This is a genomic window from Sphaerisporangium sp. NPDC005288, from assembly GCF_040607475.1.
GTDB lineage: Bacteria > Actinomycetota > Actinomycetes > Streptosporangiales > Streptosporangiaceae > Sphaerisporangium > Sphaerisporangium rhizosphaerae.
The window spans coordinates 15,329-33,105 of sequence record NZ_JBEXGT010000013.1 but is presented as its reverse complement, the minus strand read 5'-3'; the positions used below and the strand labels follow the sequence as shown (position 1 = coordinate 33,105).

At 71.7% G+C, this 17,777-nt stretch carries 18 protein-coding genes; 6 read left to right on the top strand and 12 right to left on the bottom strand.

What is annotated here, in order from left to right; all coding sequences use genetic code 11:
* Positions 1-24 precede the first annotated feature (24 nt).
* Positions 25-594 carry a WHG domain-containing protein gene (locus ABZU32_RS14575; RefSeq protein WP_354921966.1) on the top strand — a complete coding sequence of 190 codons (570 nt, stop codon included), beginning with the start codon at positions 25-27 and terminating at the stop codon, positions 592-594.
* Positions 595-670: 76 nt separating this feature from the next.
* Here ABZU32_RS14575 and ABZU32_RS14570 read toward each other — a convergent pair whose 3' ends face one another.
* The gene (locus tag ABZU32_RS14570; protein WP_354921963.1) at positions 671-1,783 is read right to left on the bottom strand and encodes a helix-turn-helix domain-containing protein; all 1,113 of its coding nucleotides are present in this window, start codon (positions 1,781-1,783) and stop codon (positions 671-673) included.
* A 99-nt stretch (positions 1,784-1,882) separates the two neighbouring features.
* Between ABZU32_RS14570 and ABZU32_RS14565 the strand changes: the two genes are divergently transcribed.
* A complete protein-coding gene (locus tag ABZU32_RS14565) occupies positions 1,883-5,173 on the top strand; it encodes a S8 family serine peptidase (RefSeq protein ID WP_354921960.1) in 3,291 nt (1,096 codons plus the stop codon).
* Positions 5,174-5,330: 157 nt separating this feature from the next.
* Here the strand turns inward: ABZU32_RS14565 and ABZU32_RS14560 are convergent, their stop codons facing one another.
* Positions 5,331-5,618: a hypothetical protein gene (locus tag ABZU32_RS14560; protein WP_354921957.1), complete on the bottom strand. Its 288-nt coding sequence runs from the start codon at positions 5,616-5,618 to the stop codon at positions 5,331-5,333.
* A 272-nt stretch (positions 5,619-5,890) separates the two neighbouring features.
* Here ABZU32_RS14560 and ABZU32_RS14555 point away from each other — a divergent pair, with 272 nt between their 5' ends.
* Positions 5,891-6,118, top strand: coding sequence for a hypothetical protein (locus tag ABZU32_RS14555; RefSeq protein WP_354838617.1), 228 nt, complete (start codon positions 5,891-5,893; stop codon positions 6,116-6,118).
* 281 nt (positions 6,119-6,399) lie between these two features.
* On the opposite strand, the gene ABZU32_RS14550 is transcribed toward ABZU32_RS14555, so the two are convergent.
* A complete protein-coding gene (locus ABZU32_RS14550) occupies positions 6,400-7,152 on the bottom strand; it encodes an NAD(P)H-binding protein (RefSeq protein WP_354921954.1) in 753 nt (250 codons plus the stop codon).
* A 140-nt stretch (positions 7,153-7,292) separates the two neighbouring features.
* On the bottom strand, positions 7,293-7,889 hold the full coding sequence (locus tag ABZU32_RS14545; RefSeq protein ID WP_354921951.1) for a dihydrofolate reductase family protein: 597 nt from the start codon (positions 7,887-7,889) through the stop codon (positions 7,293-7,295).
* A gap of 503 nt (positions 7,890-8,392) precedes the next feature.
* Here ABZU32_RS14545 and ABZU32_RS14540 point away from each other — a divergent pair.
* Positions 8,393-9,619 (top strand): family 16 glycosylhydrolase, encoded by a 1,227-nt coding sequence (locus ABZU32_RS14540; protein WP_354921948.1) that lies wholly within the window; start codon positions 8,393-8,395, stop codon positions 9,617-9,619.
* Between the two features lie 173 nt (positions 9,620-9,792).
* Here ABZU32_RS14540 and ABZU32_RS14535 read toward each other — a convergent pair whose 3' ends face one another.
* Entirely contained in the window at positions 9,793-10,077 is a 285-nt protein-coding gene (locus tag ABZU32_RS14535) for a hypothetical protein (RefSeq protein ID WP_354838605.1), read from the bottom strand.
* A gap of 197 nt (positions 10,078-10,274) precedes the next feature.
* Between ABZU32_RS14535 and ABZU32_RS14530 the strand changes: the two genes are divergently transcribed.
* Positions 10,275-10,952, top strand: coding sequence for an NAD(P)-binding domain-containing protein (locus ABZU32_RS14530; RefSeq protein WP_354838602.1), 678 nt, complete (start codon positions 10,275-10,277; stop codon positions 10,950-10,952).
* 95 nt (positions 10,953-11,047) lie between these two features.
* Here ABZU32_RS14530 and ABZU32_RS14525 read toward each other — a convergent pair whose 3' ends face one another.
* From ABZU32_RS14525 to ABZU32_RS14510, 4 genes are all read right to left on the bottom strand, one after another.
* The gene (locus tag ABZU32_RS14525; protein WP_354921945.1) at positions 11,048-11,830 is read right to left on the bottom strand and encodes an alpha/beta hydrolase; all 783 of its coding nucleotides are present in this window, start codon (positions 11,828-11,830) and stop codon (positions 11,048-11,050) included.
* Positions 11,821-12,279 carry an SRPBCC domain-containing protein gene (locus ABZU32_RS14520; RefSeq protein WP_354921941.1) on the bottom strand — a complete coding sequence of 153 codons (459 nt, stop codon included), beginning with the start codon at positions 12,277-12,279 and terminating at the stop codon, positions 11,821-11,823. The genes ABZU32_RS14525 and ABZU32_RS14520 overlap by 10 nt, the downstream gene beginning before the upstream one ends.
* Complete coding sequence (locus tag ABZU32_RS14515; protein WP_354921937.1) at positions 12,276-12,680, bottom strand: metalloregulator ArsR/SmtB family transcription factor; 405 nt, start codon at positions 12,678-12,680, stop codon at positions 12,276-12,278. The genes ABZU32_RS14520 and ABZU32_RS14515 overlap by 4 nt, the downstream gene beginning before the upstream one ends.
* A gap of 70 nt (positions 12,681-12,750) precedes the next feature.
* Complete coding sequence (locus ABZU32_RS14510) at positions 12,751-13,809, bottom strand: LLM class flavin-dependent oxidoreductase (RefSeq protein ID WP_354921934.1); 1,059 nt, start codon at positions 13,807-13,809, stop codon at positions 12,751-12,753.
* 250 nt (positions 13,810-14,059) lie between these two features.
* Between ABZU32_RS14510 and ABZU32_RS14505 the strand changes: the two genes are divergently transcribed.
* A complete protein-coding gene (locus ABZU32_RS14505; RefSeq protein ID WP_354921931.1) occupies positions 14,060-14,329 on the top strand; it encodes a type B 50S ribosomal protein L31 in 270 nt (89 codons plus the stop codon).
* A 103-nt stretch (positions 14,330-14,432) separates the two neighbouring features.
* Here ABZU32_RS14505 and ABZU32_RS14500 read toward each other — a convergent pair whose 3' ends face one another.
* From ABZU32_RS14500 to ABZU32_RS14490, 3 genes are all read right to left on the bottom strand, one after another.
* Positions 14,433-15,251, bottom strand: a complete 819-nt coding sequence (locus ABZU32_RS14500) for a MerR family transcriptional regulator (RefSeq protein WP_354921928.1) — start codon at positions 15,249-15,251, stop codon at positions 14,433-14,435.
* A gap of 71 nt (positions 15,252-15,322) precedes the next feature.
* Positions 15,323-15,835 carry a DinB family protein gene (locus tag ABZU32_RS14495; RefSeq protein WP_354921926.1) on the bottom strand — a complete coding sequence of 171 codons (513 nt, stop codon included), beginning with the start codon at positions 15,833-15,835 and terminating at the stop codon, positions 15,323-15,325.
* A gap of 140 nt (positions 15,836-15,975) precedes the next feature.
* The gene (locus ABZU32_RS14490; RefSeq protein WP_354921923.1) at positions 15,976-17,001 is read right to left on the bottom strand and encodes an alcohol dehydrogenase catalytic domain-containing protein; all 1,026 of its coding nucleotides are present in this window, start codon (positions 16,999-17,001) and stop codon (positions 15,976-15,978) included.
* Between the last annotated feature and the right edge of the window lie 776 nt (positions 17,002-17,777).

The window sequence follows — 17,777 nt, the reverse complement described above, 5'->3', positions numbered from 1 at the left end:
GTAAGTAAGCGAGAAGGGTGGCGCATGGCACGCGCGGGAGTGACCGCGGAACGCCTGACACGCGCGGCGGCGGACCTGGCCGACGAGATCGGCTTCCACAACGTGACCGTCTCGGCGCTCGCGCGCGGGTTCGGCGTCAAGCCCGCGGCCCTGTACGCGCACGTCAAGGACGCCCAGGACCTGCGGGTCAGGGTGGCGTTGCTGGCCCTCGGCGAGCTCGCGGAAAGGGCCGCACGCGCGCTGGCCGGCCGCGCGGGCAAGGAGGCGCTGGTGGCCTTCGCCAACGCCTACCGAAGCTACGCCAAAGAACATCCCGGACGGTACGCCGCCGCCCAGATCGAGCTCGACTGGGAGACCGCGGTCACCAGCGCCGCGGGCCGGCACTCGGACATGACCCGGGCGATCCTGCGCGGGTACGACCTGCCGGAACCCGACCAGACGGACGCGGTGCGCATGCTGCACAGCACCTTCCACGGGTACGTGAGCCTGGAGACCGCGGGCGGGTTCCGCCACAGTCCGCGCGCGGCGGACGCCTCGTGGGCAAGGACGCTCGACGCCCTCGACGCCGTCCTCAGGAACTGGCCCCCCGCCTGACGACCGCCGGGCCCATCGTCCGCGGCTCCGGGTGCCCCGCGGCCGGCGTCCCCGAGGGACGCCGTCGCCGGGGAGGTCAGACCAGGCCGCGGCGGCCGGCCTGGGCGCCGGCCTGGAAGCGGGTCTCGGCGTCCAGCTCGTCGAACAGGTGGCGCAGACGGCGGCGGAGGCTGCGCGGGCTGGTGCCGAGCTGGCGGGCGATGGCGTCGTCCTTGAGCCCGGCCGACAGCAGCGCCAGCAGCCGGCGGTCCGCGAGGCCGAGCTCCTCCCCCTCCAGCTCCTCTTCCGGGCCGGTGGCGCGGGCCGACTCGCGAGCGCCGGTCGATTCGGGGCCGCCGGGCGACTCGGGGCCGCCGGTCGATTCGGCGGCGCGGTCGCGGGCCGCGGGCCGCGGGTACACCGGGACCGCCTCGCGCCACACGCGCTCGAACAGCTCGACCAGGGCCACGACCATGGTGGAGCCCCTGATCAGCACGCTGCGGCTCAGCGGCGGGTCCAGGTGCAACGGCATGATCGCCGCCCGGCGGTCGACGAGCACCATCTTGAACGGCAGCTCGGGCAGAATGCGCGCGTCCTCGCCCGCCCTGAGCTGCTCGTCCAGCTCGTCGAGCGCTCCGGCGTGCAGGAACGCCTCCCGCGCGTAGACGGCCCGGTAGCGGACGCCGGCGCGCAGGCGCTCGCCCTCCAGGGTGTTGCGGTAGTCCAGCACGTAGGGCGGCCGGTCGAAGGTCAGCACCTCCTGCTTGGCCTCCTGCTGCAGCCGGACGTACCACCGGGCGGTCTCCTCGGGACCGGCGAGGACCTCGAACTGGCCGCCTTCGGCCGGGTCCTGGCCGACGGTGCGGAAGGCGGCCTCCAGCGTGTCGGCCGTGTCGGTGAGCCGGTCCAGCTCGCTCTGCAGGCCGCGCACCAGCGAGCGGATCGCCGTCCCGGGATTGGTCGCCGTCCAGCGGGGCGAGCGCCCCCACAGGCGGCTGACCATGCCCTTGGCGCGCAGCCTTCGCAGCGAGGACTGGATGCGGCTGGAGCTCTCGCCGCTGCGCATGACCAGCTCCTGCACCGTGATGCCGGGCGAGGCGAGCACGCCGTGGTAGATCCGCTCATCGAACGCGCTGATCCCCACAACCTCCAGCGCCGGGCCGTCATCGAGCACGCGTCCGATCTTGGCCAGTTCCGGCGGCTGCCGCAATAGGCCAGAGGATCACCTTGTCACCAAAATTCTCAAACAGTTAGAAATCGGGTCGTGCTTCAAAGAACCGCCTTTCTCGGCGTTGTGATAACGGCCCTGGTGACGGCCGCATCGCCGGCCCAGGCCGCCCCCACCCCGACGCCCGCCCCCGCCGCCTCCCCCAAGACGCAGGCCGCCGCCAAGGCCGGCCCGCCCAAGACGATCACCCTCCTCACCGGCGACAAGATCACGCTGCGCACCCTGCCCGACAAGCAGGAGCAGCTCAGCGTCAAGCCGGGCCCCGGCAGGGAGAAGATCACCTTCACCCGGCGCCGGAGCCAGGACGGGCTCAGCGTCGTCCCCATGGACGCGATGCCCCTGCTGGCCGCCGGCCGGCTGGACCCCCGGCTGTTCAACGTCACCCGGCTCGCCGAGTTCGGCTACGACGACGCCGCCAGCCAGGCCCTGCCGCTCATCGTGACCTACGCCGGTGACGCTGCCGCGCTGCGCGTCGCGGGCGGGCGCCCGCTCCCGGCCATCAACGGCATGGCGCAGAGCGAACCGCACGCCGCCGCCGGCGCGTTGTGGAAGTCCCTGACCGCCCAGGCCAGGACGGCGGCGGCGCCGGAGAAGATCTGGCTGGACGGCAAGGCCAAGGTGTCCCTGGACGTCAGCGTCCCGCACATCGGCGCGCCCCAGGCATGGGCGGCCGGCCACACCGGCAAGGACGTCACCGTCGCGGTGCTGGACACCGGCTACGACCCCGGCCACGCCGACCTCTCGGGCCTGGTCGCCGGGACCGAGAACTTCACCGCCGAGCCCGACGTCCGCGACCTGCACGGCCACGGCACCCACGTCGCCTCCACGATCGCCGGTTCCGGCGCCGCCTCGGGCGGCAGGTACAAGGGCGTCGCCCCCGACGCGAAGCTGCTGATCGGCAAGGTCTGCGACCAGACCGGCAACTGCCCGGACTCGGGCATCATCGAGGGCATGACCTGGGCGGCCGAGAAGGGCGCCCGCGTCGTCAACCTCAGCCTGGGCGAACCCGACGCTCCCGGGCTGGACCCGGCGGAGCAGGCCGTCAACGCGCTGTCGGAGAAGTACGGCACGCTGTTCGTCATCGCGACCGGCAACGACGGCCCCCAGACGCTCGGCTCGCCCAGCAGCGCCGACCGCGCGCTGTCGGTCGGCGCCTCCTTCCGCGACGACGACACCGTCGCGCAGTTCAGCAGCACCGGCCCCCGGCCCGGCGACGCCGCCGTCAAGCCCGATCTGATCGCGCCCGGCGTCGGCATCGTCGCCGCCCGGGCCGCGGACACCTACACCGGCGCCCCGGTCGACAACGAGTCGTACGCCGAGATGAGCGGCACGTCCATGGCCACTCCGCACGTCACGGGCGCGGCGGCGATCGTCGCCGGCATGCACCCGGACTGGAAGGCCGACCAGATCAAGGCCGCGCTGATGGCCTCCACCGCTCCCGGCGACGAGCTCGGCGCCTACGTCCAGGGCTCCGGCCGGGTGGACGTCGCCCGCGCCGTGGACCAGCGGATCACCACCGAGCCCGCCTCGCTGAGCATGGGCCTGATCGAGCTGCCCCACGCCGGCCCCGTCCGGCGCACGCTCACCTACCGCAACGACGGCGACGCCGACGTCCGGCTCGACCTCGCCGTGACGGCCAAGGACGGCCACGGCAAGGCGGTCACGCCGTTCGAGCTCGGCGCCACCACCGTGAACGTCCCCGCGCACGGCACCGCGCAGGTCCAGGTGACCGCCGAACCGGGCGCGACCGGCATGTTCAGCGGCACGGTCATCGCCACCGGCGCCGGGACCTCGGTGCGCACCGGCATCGGCGTGCAGGTCGAACCGGAGAAGCGCGGGCTCAAGCTCACCTTCACCGGCTCCGACGGCGAGCCCGCCGGCATCGCCCTGGCCGGCGTCATCGACATCGACGCCAAGGAGCAGCGCAACTACGACGTCTCCACCGGCGCGCTGGACCTGAGGCTGGAGAAGGGGCACCGGTACACGGTCGTCACCCTCATGGCCGACCAGGACGGCGCCGTGGTGATGGCCGCGGACCCGGAGTTCACCCTCGACGGCGACCGCACGTTCGCCTCCGACGCCCGCAAATCCAAGCCGGTGGACGTGCGCACCGACGAGCCGACGGCACGGCTCGCGATCGGCATGCTCGGCATGCTCCAGCTCGTCGACGGCCTGCAGCCCTTCGGCGTGGACGTCGACCTCGGCGGCCTGTGGGGAGCCGACCACGTCGAAGGCGTCAAGGCCATCCCCACCACGCGCACGGCGAGCAAGAAGTTCGCCTACTACCGCTGGACCCAGTGGGCCAGGCCGAAGGGCGACGGGAGCTACGACGACAGCCCGTACTTCTACCACCTGATGAAGGCCGAGCCGCGCATCCCCGCCGATCCCGGCTACCGACCGCGCCGCCGCGACCTCGCGGAGGTCACCTCCACCTACGCCGCCCAGCGGGACGGCAAGTTCGGCGAGCACTTCGCCCTGCCCGCGGTGTACGGGACCACGCTGGCCTGGATGCCGTACGGCGAGGTCTCCCGGTTCCCGCTCCCGTTCCGCCGGACCGAGTACTACACGCCCGGCGACACCGGCTGGTACCCCTCCTTCGTCCAGTACAAGCCGGCCGACGACGGCTGGGACAACCTCGACCAGTTCTTCTTCGGCCGGACCACCGTCTACCGCGCCGGCCAGAAGACCACCGACCGCTGGAACACCGGCGTCTTCGGGGCCTCCCTGAACCCCGACGGGGACTACTCCTGGCGCGAGGGCGACCTGCTGCAGGTCTCCGCCGCGCTGTTCGAGGACGGCGTGCCCGAACGCCACTCCTACGGCAGCTACATCGCCCCGCGGGCCAAGCTCTACCGCGACGGCAAGGAGATCTTCGCCTCCGACTACCTGCCCGGGAACGTCGAACTGCCCGCCGACGGGAAGAAGGCCGACTACCGCCTCACGATGACCGCCGACCGCGACCCGGCCATGACCAAGGTGTCCACGCGGGTCAGCGCCGAGTGGCGGTTCAGGTCCAAGACGCCCGAGGCGGGCGAGCGGGATCTGCTGCCGCTGCTGGCCGTCAAGATCAACCCCGAGCTGGACGAGCGCAACCGCGCGGCCGTGGGGCACACGCGCATCCCGCTGCAAGTACAGCGCCAGGCCGGCTCGGCCGACCTGAAGGTGAGCACCCTGACCGTGGAGGTCTCCTACGACGACGGCCGCACCTGGCTGCCGACGCTGGTGCACCCCTCGGGCAAGGACGGCTGGTCGGCCGAGACCTGGACTCCGTCCGGAGCGCGGGGCGGGTTCGCCTCCCTGCGGGTCAAGGCCGCCGACACCGGCGGCAACGCCTTCAGCGAGACCGTCGTGCGGGCCTACGAGATCAAGTGACCCCCGGACACCTCGCCGTGCCGCCTGGAGGCAGGTAGCCGATCACCAGGCCGGCCACGCGCCGAGGTGGACGCCCATCACCAGGAGAATCTCCGGCCGGGTGGAGACATGCCGTCTCCCCCGGCCGGAGGTCCGCGTGGCCCCGGCACCGAGGTCGTCAGCGGCCCGGGTGTTCGGCCCGCTGGGAGAGGCGGTCGAGCCGTAGCTCGGCGACACCGCGATACGCCCTGCTCAGAGCGCGCGCGAGGGGCCCCTGGTGCTGGAACCCGTGGGTCACCACGGTGCCGCCCTCTGCTCGCGGCCGCAGCAGCCACGTGCCGTTCTCCCGCCTGCTTCCGACGCCCGGCACCTGCCCTTCGTGCAGCAGGTGATCGTCGTAGGTGAGATCGCCGACCATGAGCAGCGGCGGCTGCCCGGGGACCCGGACCAGCAGCGACAACGACATGTATGTCGTGTCAACTATTTCGGCGGCCCGCGGGCGGAGACGCGAACGGACCGGGGGACGCGCGTCGGAAGCGGCGCGATGCCGCGCCGGTGGGGCGCGGACCGGCCGATGTCAGATCGTGATCACGGACGCCACCTCGGTCGGCGACGATCGTGGCGCTGTCGTTCCGGCCCGCGAACCGGGCCCCTGGCCGCCATCCGCATCTTGATCGTTTGAGGTACTTGTGGCTCTTCGGTCGCGAGCGTTCCCCCAGGCGGCACATACTGGAGGAGATGAACCAAGCTAGCGGCGTGCCCCGTCGCCACCTGCCCACCAGTCCCTTCAAGCCCCCGCCTCCCACGCCACCGGTCGAGCGGTTCAGCGTGAACGACCGGGTGACCCATGATCGCTATGGTCTTGGCGTCGTCATCGGTGTGGAAGACGAGGTCGCCGTGATCGTCGATTTCGGATCACGGCAGGAACGAATTACCACACCCTTCAACAAGCTGTACAAACTCTGAGTCCTGAGGCCGCCGCGGGCGGGGAAGCATCACGATGCGGATGCGTCCACGCCGGCGGTCCCGGCCCGGTCCTGCCTTCCTCGGTCCCGGTCGTAGCGGCGCGGGGCCACGAGCAGGCGCCAGCATGCCGTCGGCACGATGCCCGCCGTCATGCCCGCAGTGGTGCTCATCCGCACCATGTGCTCACTGCCGATCCGCTCATCGCCGTCGTCCTGCTCGCGGTCCCCTGGCCGGTCTCCTGGAGACGGCGGACCGCGGCAGGCCGAACCCCGCGGTCACCGTCAGGACAGGACGCGGGAAAGGACCGTCTCGGCGGGCCGCCCGAGCACCCGTTCGAGGTCGGCGGTCTGCAGTTCCAGCGCGCCCGCCCGCACCTGGGCGTTGATCCAGCTCATCGGGCCCGGGCCGGCGTCGGGCACCTCGCGGTAGGGCACTCCGGCCGCCTCGGCCACCTCGGGATGAGTCCACAAAGGACCGGTGAAGTCGTAGGCCCGGCCCAGATGTCCCTCGCCGGTCAGGACGTTCGCCGCCGCCTCCGCGAGGTCGGACCGGAAGGCCGTGTTCAGGCCGCGCCCACCGGTGCTGCCGGTGATCTCCCCGTTGGTGACGCGCGGGACGAAGGCATCGCTGTAGAAGGGGTGTCGCAAGATCGTGTACGCCAGCCCGCTCGCGCGTATGGCCTGCTCGGTGGCATGGTAGGCCTCGGTCATGCCGGTGGCGACGGTGCCCGCCCCGAGGAAGCTGGTGAAGGCGACGGCGTCGACGCCCGCCTCCTCGGCGGCGGCCACGGCGGCTAGGTGCTGCCTGATCCTGCGGGCGGGGTCCAGTTCCGGGGAGGAGATCAGGAGCAGGCGCGTGACTCCCTTGAACGCCTCGCGCAGGCTCGCCGGGTCGTCGTAGTCGCCGCGCCGCACCGGGACGCCTTCGGGAGCCCTGCCAGGGTCGCGCACCACCGCCGTCACCTCCGACCGAGGCCGCAGATGGTCGATGACGAGGCGGCCGAGCGCACCGGAGGCGGCCGAAACGGCGATCATGGGACTCCTTCTGGGAAACGGTGGCCCCAAGTGAACTCCCCGCCCGTGCCACGATGCCACTGCTTTTCCGCCCCGCCGGCCCGCGGCACACCGGCCGCGGGATGGGTCCTTCGTCTCGTCGGTCGAGGGCGGGCGCGGGGCTAGGCCTCGGCGAGCGCGCGGTAGGTGCACACCTGGACGCCGGTGCGGCTGGTGGTCGTCGTGACCAGCTCCAGCGTGCGCTTGCCACCGTCGTCCGGGAAGATCGTCTTGCCGCCGCCGAGGAGCACCGGCATGATCACCAGGCGGAGCTCGTCGACCAGGCCCTCGTGCATGAGAGTGCGCGCGAGCGTGGGGCTCCCCATGACCAGCAGGTCGCCGCCGTCGGTGCCGCGCAGCTCGCGGATGCGGGCGACGGCCTCGCCGCCGGGGATGCGCGTGGTGTTGTCCCAGGTCAGCTTGTCGTCGCCCAGCGTCTCCGACACAACGTACTTGGGGATGGCGTTCATCCGGTCGGCGAAGGGGTCACCAGCCCGCTCGGGCCAGGCGGCGGCCATCGACTGCCACGTCCGCCGCCCGTACAGCAGGGCCTCGGCCCTGCCCAGGGTCTCGTCGAAGGCGCCGCCCACCACGTCGTTGTCGAAGAACGGATGCGACCAGCCACCGTGGGCGAAACCGCCGTCGGTGTCCTCCTCGGGGCCGCCCGGCGCCTGCACGACGCCGTCCAGGCTCATGAACTCGATGATCACGATGCGCATGGGACTCGCTCCTTCGTGGGTACGGTGCCGAGGTGGTGGTCGGTCTCGTGCCGGGACGGGCCGGCCGCGGCGGGCGGCATGGCCGCCGCGCCGAGCTCTTCTCCCCCGGCCGACGGCCGGACCATGACGGGATCGCGGCCGACCTCGGCTGCGGCCGGTCTCCCGTTCACGGTGCTGTCCCACATGGCCCGCACGCTACGCGCGACAAATATTCTTGTCAAGGAAGTCTAATTTGTCGGTGTGGCGCACGGCTGAGGCGGTACGCGGCGGTTCAGGCAGTGCGCGATGAGCCGTCCGGCGGGCGGGCCGGGCGGCGGCGCGATCATAAACCAGAAATAAACTTTCCTATTGACAAGGGTTGTGACAGCGGTGTTACATCCTCTTGATTCAAGGTCTAAAAGAACTTCCGGCAAGACCGGGGAGCCCCATCGCGCTCCCCCGCGCCGTGCCCCCGCGCGACCGGAAGTCCGTGCCTGGCAAGGACCACACGACCGGAGGTCTCCATGCGCAAACCCCGGCTTCTCCTCATGGCCGCAGCCGTGCTGGTCACCCTGACCAGCGGCCTGGTCACCGTCACGGGCAGCGGAAGGGCCGAAGCCGCCATCGGCCCTGTCACCTGGTCCGACGAGTTCAACGGCGCCTCGGGGTCGTCCATCGACGGCTCCAAGTGGAAGTTCGACACCGGCGGCGGCGGCTGGGGCAACAACGAGCTGGAGTACTACACCAACTCCACCCGCAACGTGTACCAGGACGGGCAGGGCCACCTCGCCATCACCGCCCGCAAGGAGAACCCGTCCAACCTGCAGTGCCATTACGGCACCTGCCAGTACACCTCGGGCCGCATCCTGACCGCCGACAAGTTCAGTCAGGCGTACGGCCGCTTCGAGGCCAGCATCAAGATTCCCAAGGGCCAGGGCATCTGGCCGGCGTTCTGGATGCTCGGCGGCGGCGACTGGCCGAACACCGGCGAGATCGACATCATGGAGAACATCGGCAAGGAGCCGAACACCGTCCACGGCACCGTCCACGGCCCCGGCTACTCCGGCAGCGGCGGCATCGGAGGCGGCCGCACGATCGGCGCCCCGCTCGGCGACGCCTTCCACAACTACCGCGTCGACTGGTCGCCCAACCTGATCGTCTGGTACCTCGACGGCTCGGAGTACTTCCGCGTCACCCCGGCCAACCTCAACGGCAACCGGTGGGTCTACGACCACCCCTTCTTCATGATCCTCAACGTGGCGGTGGGCGGCTACTGGCCGGGCAACCCGGACGGCAGCACCAGCTTCCCGCAGACGATGCTGGTCGACTACGTCCGCGTCTCCGCGTGGACCAACGACAACCCCGGGACCGGCACCGCGCTGAAGTCCGGCCTGAGCGGCCGATGCATCGACATCCCCGGCGCCAACCCGGTCGACGCCGCCGCGCTGCAGACCTACGACTGCAACGGCACGGCCGCCCAGCAGTGGTCGGCCAACGGCGACGGCACGATGCGCGCGATGGGCAAGTGCATGGACGCGGCGGCGGCCGGGACCGCCAACGGCACCCGCATTCAGCTCTACACCTGCAACGGCACCGCCGCCCAGCGCTTCACGCTCAACTCGGCCGGCGACCTGGTCAACCCGGCCTCCGGCAGATGCGTGGACGTCGTCGACCGCAACACCGCCAACGGCGCGCTGCTCCAGCTGTGGGACTGCACCGGCGCCTCCAACCAGAAGTGGACCCGCGCCTGACCCTCCCACCCGGAACGCAGACCGAGCACGGAAAGGCCGGCAGCACCCCGCTGCCGGCCTTTGCCGCGCCGTTCACGCGCCCGACGTCTGGGGCGCCGTCCGCCTCGGTCCGGTCGGCACCCCCTTGTCGCGCCCGGACACCGGTGTGCCGCGACGCGGCCGCGCCGGATCGCTCAGGGGGCGTCCACCTGGTCGCGGGCAGCGATGGCCAAGGCCATGAAGGCGCTGAAACGCTGGAACTGCTCCCGGTCCATCTTCAGGCTCAGTCCGCCGAGAATCGTGTCGTCATGCCGCCGGGCGCCGAGCCGGACCTTGAACCCCTCCCCCTTCGGCTGGGCGTCCACGCCGACGAACGCCACGTGGTAGCGCATGCTCTCGGACGCGTCCCTGCGGAAGATCTCCAGGACGCGGCCGTCCAGCACCAGGATGTGATCGCCGAGCTCGAACTCCGCCGCCATGGCTACGCTCCAGAATCCGCGTGAGGATCATTGCGGCCAACTGTCCCATACACCGGACTCCGCGCAGCACCCGATATGAGCTCGGCTCACGCCACTGACGCGAGCGGCCCCAGGACTCCTCCGAGCCACGGCATGGCGGCGAAGCGGCGCCGTGGCGACGAGGAATGCCCGGTGGGGAGCGGGGGTTGCAGTCGCACATGACGACTATCGGATTCATCGGCAGCGGATACATCGGCGGCACGGTCGCCCGGCTTTCGGTGGCGGCCGGCTACGACGTGGTGCTGAGCAACTCGCGGGGGCCGGAGACGTTGAAGGACCTGGTCGCCGAACTGGGACCGAAGGCCAGGGCGGCGACCCCCGCCGAGGCGGCGGCGGCCGGCGACCTGGTGGTCGTCAGCGTCCCGCTGCGGGCCTATCTCGACGTCCCGGTCGAGCCGCTCGCCGGCAAGACCGTCATGGACACCGACAACTACTATCCCCAGCGGGACGGGAACATCCCCGAGCTGGACGACGCGTCGGCCACCTCCAGCGAGCTGCTGCAGCGGCATCTGCCCGCGTCACGGGTGGTCAAGACGTTCAACAACATCAGCTTCCGGCACCTGGGCGAGCTCGCCCGGCCCGCCGGCGCGGCCGACCGCAGCGCCCTGGCGATCGCGGGCGACGACCAGGCGGCCAAGGACGAGGTCGCCGCGTTCCTCGACCGCATCGGGTACGACACCCTGGACGCGGGGACGCTGGCCGAGAGCTGGCGCCTGCAGCCCGGCACCCCCGCCTACGGCGTGCCCTACGCCGGGGAGAGCCACGACTTCAGCGGTCCGGGCGTGCGGGTCACCGCGGCCACCCTGCGCGAGGCCGTGGCCGCCGCCCGGCGCTGACCAGCGCCGCGCCGCCAGGTGCCGCCAGGTGCCGCCAGGTGCCGCCAGGTGCCGCCAGGTGCCGCCAGGTGCCGCCAGGTGCCGACCGCGTGGGATCACCCGCCGAAGAACGCCGTCAGCACCGGCGTGAGCGCCTCTGGCGCGACATCGTGGGTCTGACCGGGGAGGGTGCGGTACTCCGCGTTCGGCAGCGCCTCCGCCGTGGCCCGCGCCGCCTGCCGCAGCGGCGCGGGGCCGGCGTCCCCGGCGAGCACCAGGGACGGAACGGCGATCGCCCGGGCCAGGTCGCGGGGAACGACGCCGCCGGTGAGCACCGCGTCGTCGTAGGCCAGCGTCGGGGCGATCGCCTCGAACGCGGCCCAGGACGACTGCTCCCGCATGCCCGCGACGACGGCGGCGGGCACGCCGACCCGCGTCATGAACAGCGCGACGGCGTCGCCCCGGCGGCCCGCGTCGAGCAGTTCGCGCAGCCGTTCGGTGTACTCCTTGGAGTGGGGGCCGGTCTCGACCTCGGCCATGAACGGTGGCTCGTACAGCGCCAGCCTGGCGATGCCGGAGCCGGCCGCGGCGGCGGCCAGGGCGAGGGCCGCGCCGGAGGAGATGCCGTAGACGAACGCCCGGCCGCCGGCCCGCGCGATGACGGCCTGGAGGTCCTCGACCTCGCGGGCGACGGCGTAGGGCGGGGTGTCGGAGCTCTCGCCACGGCCACGGCGGTCGTAGGCGTGGACGGTGAAGCGGTCGCGCAGCAGCGCGGCGAGCGGCCGCATCGGCCCGGCGGCGCGGTGGCACATGGCGCCGTCGACCAGGACCAGCGCGGGCCCCTCGCCGGCGCGCTCGTAGACGATCTCGGTCCCGTCGGCGGAGGTGACTACCGGCATTCCGTGCTCCTTCCGAGCCCGGCCAGGTAGGCGTCGAACCGGTCGAGGCTGGTGGCGAACCCGGCCCGCGCCGCGGCGTCGAGGTAGGCGGCCGGCACGTTGGTCTGGTGGGTGATCACCTCGGTGCGCCCGTCGTGCAGGTCGACGAAGGTGATGGTGGTGCGCATGCCGCCCTCGACTCCGGGTTCCACCCACTCCAGCAGGTCGGGGCGGCGGACTTCGACGTAGACGGCGCGCATCGTGTACGTGCCGCCGTCGGCGTCGTTGACCATGGTGGTCTGGAAGATCCCACCGGGGCGCGGATCGGCGACGATGCCGTCGATGGGGGTCGTCGTCCCGGCCGGACCCCAGAAGTGGGTGAGGTGCTCGGGCGTGGTCATGCAGTCGAACAGCAGTTCCGGCGTCGCGTGGTGCACACGCCGGTAGGTCAGCTCACCGGTCTCGCTCACCGCGCCGTCCCCTCGCCGTCGCTCCGCGCGTCCAGCGGGACGGCCCGCGCGGTCTCCTCGCCATCGCGGCGTGCGTCCCGCAGGGCGGCGAGGTGGTCGCCGAGGCGGTCGTGGCGGTCGGCCCAGATCTGCCGGTGACGCGCGATCCAGCCGGCCGCCGCGTCCAGGTGCTCGGTCCGAAGGACGCACGGCCGCGACTGCGCGCTGCGGGTGCGCGAGATCAGGCGCGCGCGTTCGAGCACCTTCAGATGCTTGGAGATCGCCTGCTGCGACATCGCGAACGGCTCGGCCAGCTGGTTCACGGCCGCCTCACCATGGGCCAGGCGCTCCAGGATGGCACGCCTGGTGGGATCGGCCAGGGCCGCGAACACCAGGCTCATCTCGTCTTCGACGACTGTCATGCCCCGACCCTACTCACAACCAGAAAGTTTTACAACCTTCTGGTTGTCAGAGTTCGCGGCGGAGCCGACCTCACCCGGCGGGCGTGGCGGCGGGGGTGTCGGAAAGGAGCGCGCGCACCCGGGGCACGACCTCCTCGCCGTAGAGGCGAAGAGTGGTCATCAGCTTCTCGTGCGGGAGCGTCCCGGAGCTGTACTTGAGCTCGAAGCGGTCGACGCCCAGCGTGCGCACGGTGCCGGCGATCTTCGCCGCCACCGTGTCGGGCGATCCGACGTACAGCGAGCCCTCGTCGGCCTCGGACTCGAACCGTGCGCGGGTGGTCGGTCCCCAGCCGCGCTCACGGCCGATGCGGTCGTGCATGCGCTGGTAGTGGGGCCACAGTTCGTCGCGCGCCTGCCGGTCGGTCTCGGCGATATGGCCGGGCGAGTGCACCCCGATCGGCGACTTCGGCGCCTTGAGCTGGTCGAGGGCGCGCTGGTACAGGTCGGTGAACGGCGCGAAGCGGGCGGGCGGGCCACCGATGATCGCGAGCATGAGCGGCATCCGGTAGCGCGCGGCGCGGATCACCGACTCGGGGCTGCCGCCGACGCCGATCCAGGTGCGCAGCCGGCCGGACTCCGTCTTCGGGTACACGTGCTGGTTCTCGAGCCCCGCCCGCAGCCGGCCCCGCCAGGTGACCGGGCCCTCTTCCAGCAGGTGGGAGAGCAGGTCGAGCTTCTCCTCGAACAGTTCCTCGTACTGCGCGAGGTCGTAGCCGAACAGCGGGAAGGACTCGGTGAAGGACCCGCGGCCGAGGATGATCTCGGCTCGGCCGCGGGACACCGCGTCAAGGGTGGCGAACCTCTCGAACACCCGCACCGGATCGTCTGAGCTGAGCACGGTCACCGCGGTGCCGAGGCGGATGCGCTCGGTCCGGCCGGCGATCGTCGCCAGCACGATCTCGGGCGCCGAGACGGCGAAGTCGTCGCGATGGTGCTCCCCGATGCCGATCGCGTCGATCCCGACGCCGTCGGCGAGCACGGCCTCCTCGACGAGGTTGCGGATCACCTGCGCGTACGGCAGCCGGTTCCCGTCCGCGTCGGCGGTCACGTCCCCGAACGTGTCGACGGCGAACTCAAGTTGTTCGGACATCCCTTGCCTTCCTCCACTGCGTGAGCAGTAGGCCGAACCGTGGGCCGGCTCCGGGCATTCCGGCGCGCGGCCACGGCGGCACCGTGGGCACCGTGGACGCGGTCCCGCTCGGGCGGGCCGGTCGGATGGGCGGGAATATCGGGGTATTGGCAATGGTTTTCATACTCGTGAGGGCGAAGACCCCTCACCCCGACCAAGTACGAGCCGGTCGCGCGCGAGCACGACCTGCGCCGAGAGGAGCGATGACCCCGTGAAGAAGGGCATCCACCCCGTTTACCGCCCCGTCGTGTTCCGCGACGCGAGCGCGAACTACTTGTTCCTCACCCGGTCCACCGCGGCGAGCGACAAGACCGTCACGTGGGAGGACGGCGCCACCTACCCGGTGGTCGACGTCGACGTCTCCTCCGCCAGCCACCCCTTCTACACCGGCCGCGGCCGCATCCTGGACACCGCCGGCCGCGTCGAGCGCTTCAACCAGCGCTACGGCAGGTCCTCCAGGGCCGGGCAGCCCGCCGCGTGAGGACCTGCGACGGCCCCGGCCTCACGGGCCGCCATGCCGAGGCCACCGCTCGCCGCCGTACCTCCTCGCGGCGTCCGAAGGGGACGCCGCGAGGGGGCGGTGGCTACTCGGCACGGGTCACGGCCTCCTGGAGCTCGGTCACCCAGCCGGCCGGGTCGCCCTCGCCGTAGTTGAGGTACACCTCGCGCGCGACGCCGGAGCCGCGGTGGCCGCTGTCCTCGATCCACCGGGCGAGCTGCTGGTAGGAGACGTCGACGCTCTCCATGCCGCCCTCGTGGATCAGGGTGGCCGCCCGCTCGAGCGCCGGCAGGTCGACGACGTCGAAGTCGTAGGTCCCGCCCGGCTGGAGGTTCACCTGGACTCCGGCATGCACGCGCACCCCCTCGGGCACCGGCTCGTAGTAGGCGATCGCCGGACCGGTGAAGACCAGCCCGGCCGCCTCCACCCGGTCGCACAGGTCGCGGTACAGCGGCTGGACCACCGAGCCGATCTTGTCGGACTCGAAGCCGTCGGCCGTGGCGCTCAGCTCGGCGACGCGGACCGCGGGCACACTCTTGATCACGATGTCTGCGGGCATGACGCCCTCCGTTTCGATCATCCGGAGCCTCGCCTCGACCCTGACCAGCCGCGCCATGTCGTCGGCCACCTGGGCCTCCAACTGCGCGCGGCGCAGCCGCAGCATGCCGTGCAGTTCGTCGGTGCCGACCTTCTCCGCGAGGATCCGCCCCACCTCGTGCAGGGTGAGGCCGAGATCCTTGAGCGCGATCAGCCGGTTGAGCCGCGACAGCTGCCCCGCCTCGTAGTAGCGGTAGCCGGTGACCTGGTCGACCCGCGCCGGCCGGAGCAGTCCGAGCACGTCATAGTGCCGAAGCATCCGTACCGACACCCGGCCGAGACGGGCGAAGTCTCCGATGGTGTACATGACCCCTCCGGTCTATGGCCTCACACCGTGTCAGGGTCAACGGGACGCCTGGCGGGACGAGCGGACGAAGGTCAGTAGTAGCCGGTCTCGCCGTCGAGGATCTCGCGGATGGTGTCCAGATGGCCGGCGTGCCGGGCGGTCTCCTCGACCATGTGGATGACCATCCAGCGCAGGCTCGCGGCGGCCGAGGTGAAGTCGGGGTGCCGGCCGGGCTCGTCCAGGGAGTGCGCGGCGATGATCTCGTTCGACCGCGCGCACTGGCGGGCGTAGTCGTCCAGCAGCCGCGCGAGGGGCACCCCCTCGACCATCATGTCGGCGTCCTCCTGCTCGCCGGCCATCTGCGGCCCCTCGGCGGGACCGCCGAGGAACAGCACCTCGAACCAGCAGTGCTCGGTCCACCGCAGGTGGGACACCAGGCCCGCCACCGTCATCAGCGGCGAGGACGGCAGGACCTGGCGGTGGGCGTCGGCCTCGGACAGCCCTTCGCACTTGTAGTGGACGATGGCACGCTGCAGGTCGAGCCAGCCGACGAGCTGCGTGCGCTCGTCGGCGACGAACGGAGGGCGAACGCGGGGAGGAGTCACGCCCGCCGACGCTACCCGACGCCTCACCACGGCCGCATCGCATATTCGGAGGGGCTCGCGGGCGACCCCGCCGGCGATGCGCAGGCCGCGCACCGGCGTGCCTCAGCCGGCGTGCCTACGCCCGCGCGTCCAGGGCGTGCCTACGCCCGCGTGTCCAGCACGACGCGGAAGCGCGCCTTTCCCGACATCATGCGCTCGAAGGCCTTGGGCGCCTCCGACAGCGGCATGACCTCGTTCATGGAAGCGATGCCGTGCTCCCGGACGAAGGCCAGGTTGTCCTCGTTCTCGATCGGGGTGCCGACGAGGCTTCCGACGATCGACCGCTGACCGAAGAGCAGGTCGCCGGGCAGCACGGACATCGCCTCCATCCCGGCGCCGAGGACGACCAGTCGCCCATGCGGCGCCAGCCCGGTGACCAGCGGCGACATCGCACGGCCGTCGGGCACGGTCGCGATGATGGCCGCCGCGCCGCCCAGCCCGCGCAGCGCCTCGGCGGGGTCCTCGGCGGTGGCGTCGATGTAGTGCCGGGCGCCCAGCCGCGCCGCCAGCTCGGCCCTGTCGGTGCCACGGGCGATGGCGACGGTGCGGTAACCGAGCTTGTCGGCGTACTGGAGGCCCAGGTGCCCGAGGCCACCGATGCCGAAGACCGCCACCAGCGCGCCGGGGCGGGCGCCCGCCTGCCGCAGGCCCTGGTAGACGGTGAGGCCGGCGCACAGGAGCGGAGCCGCGTCGGCGGGGGCCATCCCGTCGGGGATGCGCACGAGCCCGCTCGCCCTGGCGTAGGCGACCTCGGCGTACCCGCCGTCCACGGAGGTCCCGGTCAGGGGCTGGTCGGCGCAGTTGACGAAGTCACCGCGGCGGCAGAAGTCGCACTCGCCGCAGTGGCCGTTCAGGAAGCCGACGCCGACCCGGTCGCCGGCGTGCCACCTGGTCACTCCCGCGCCGACGGCGTCGATGACGCCGACGACCTCGTGGCCCGGCACGATCGGGGCCGAGGGGTCCGGCCGCATGACGCCGGTGAACGCGAGGGCGTCGGAGTGGCAGATGCCGCAGGCCTCGACCCGCAGACGCACCTGCCCTGGCAGCGGATCGGTCAGCTCACGCTCGACCAGGGCCCAGTCGCCGTTCCCTGCTCCGGACACCTGAACCGCACGGTAAGTGGACATGTCGTGATTCCTCTCGAAGGGTGTGCCGTTCCAATATGACCGGTCGTCTTAACCGCGTCAACCGTCCCGCCAGGGCCGGCAACTCACGGGCCTCGGCGAGGATCCGGGCGGCCTGGTCGACGGCACCGCCGGGGGAGCGGTAACCGTCGGCGTAGATCGGTACTGGTCCTCACCCGCCAACGCGTCCTCGACACCGCCACCGGCCAACTGGTGTTGGTGGGCGTCCCCCACGGTCTGCGGCAGTTGGTGCGCCGCATCGGCCTGCTGGACCACTTTGAGCTGCGTGACAGCGTCGAGCCGGCCGTCGCCGAGCTCCTGGCGACGTGAAGGCTCACATCCCCGGCACCGAAAATCTGTAGTGGCTGAAGTAGACATCCGTGGCCGGTGGCGGTAAGTTCTTGGCATCGCAAGGAACGGATCCACGAGGGCAGAGCAGGACGTAGGCATCACGACGAGCTGCCCGGACGGGCGTGGATAGCTGGATGACGAAGACGACGCAGTAAAGACGGGCAGAAGGTCGGACGTGCCAGGGCCGAGCGGTAGAAGGGTCCCGGCCGTGGACGCGCTGCCACAGCAGTCAGGCAGTGACGAGTAAGCGGTACCAACGTCGGACGTGCTAGGGCCAGCAGCAGGTGAAGGGTCCCGGCCGTGGGCGGCGCAGCTGCGGTAGTGAAAGGGCAGAAGGTCGGACGTGCCAGGGCCGAGCGGTAGAAGGGTCCCGGCCGTGGACGCGCTGCCACAGCAGTCAGGCAGTGACGAGTAAGCGGTACCAACGT

Coding starts and splice junctions, on each gene's coding strand:
- ABZU32_RS14575 (WP_354921966.1), top strand. CDS start 25: ATGGCACGCGCGGGAGTGACCGCGGAACGCCTGACACGCGCGGCGGCG.
- ABZU32_RS14560 (WP_354921957.1), bottom strand. CDS start 5,618: ATGTCGTTGTCGCTGCTGGTCCGGGTCCCCGGGCAGCCGCCGCTGCTC.
- ABZU32_RS14555 (WP_354838617.1), top strand. CDS start 5,891: ATGAACCAAGCTAGCGGCGTGCCCCGTCGCCACCTGCCCACCAGTCCC.
- ABZU32_RS14550 (WP_354921954.1), bottom strand. CDS start 7,152: ATGATCGCCGTTTCGGCCGCCTCCGGTGCGCTCGGCCGCCTCGTCATC.
- ABZU32_RS14545 (WP_354921951.1), bottom strand. CDS start 7,889: ATGCGCATCGTGATCATCGAGTTCATGAGCCTGGACGGCGTCGTGCAG.
- ABZU32_RS14540 (WP_354921948.1), top strand. CDS start 8,393: ATGCGCAAACCCCGGCTTCTCCTCATGGCCGCAGCCGTGCTGGTCACC.
- ABZU32_RS14535 (WP_354838605.1), bottom strand. CDS start 10,077: ATGGCGGCGGAGTTCGAGCTCGGCGATCACATCCTGGTGCTGGACGGC.
- ABZU32_RS14530 (WP_354838602.1), top strand. CDS start 10,275: ATGACGACTATCGGATTCATCGGCAGCGGATACATCGGCGGCACGGTC.
- ABZU32_RS14525 (WP_354921945.1), bottom strand. CDS start 11,830: ATGCCGGTAGTCACCTCCGCCGACGGGACCGAGATCGTCTACGAGCGC.
- ABZU32_RS14515 (WP_354921937.1), bottom strand. CDS start 12,680: ATGACAGTCGTCGAAGACGAGATGAGCCTGGTGTTCGCGGCCCTGGCC.
- ABZU32_RS14510 (WP_354921934.1), bottom strand. CDS start 13,809: ATGTCCGAACAACTTGAGTTCGCCGTCGACACGTTCGGGGACGTGACC.
- ABZU32_RS14500 (WP_354921928.1), bottom strand. CDS start 15,251: ATGTACACCATCGGAGACTTCGCCCGTCTCGGCCGGGTGTCGGTACGG.
- ABZU32_RS14490 (WP_354921923.1), bottom strand. CDS start 17,001: ATGTCCACTTACCGTGCGGTTCAGGTGTCCGGAGCAGGGAACGGCGAC.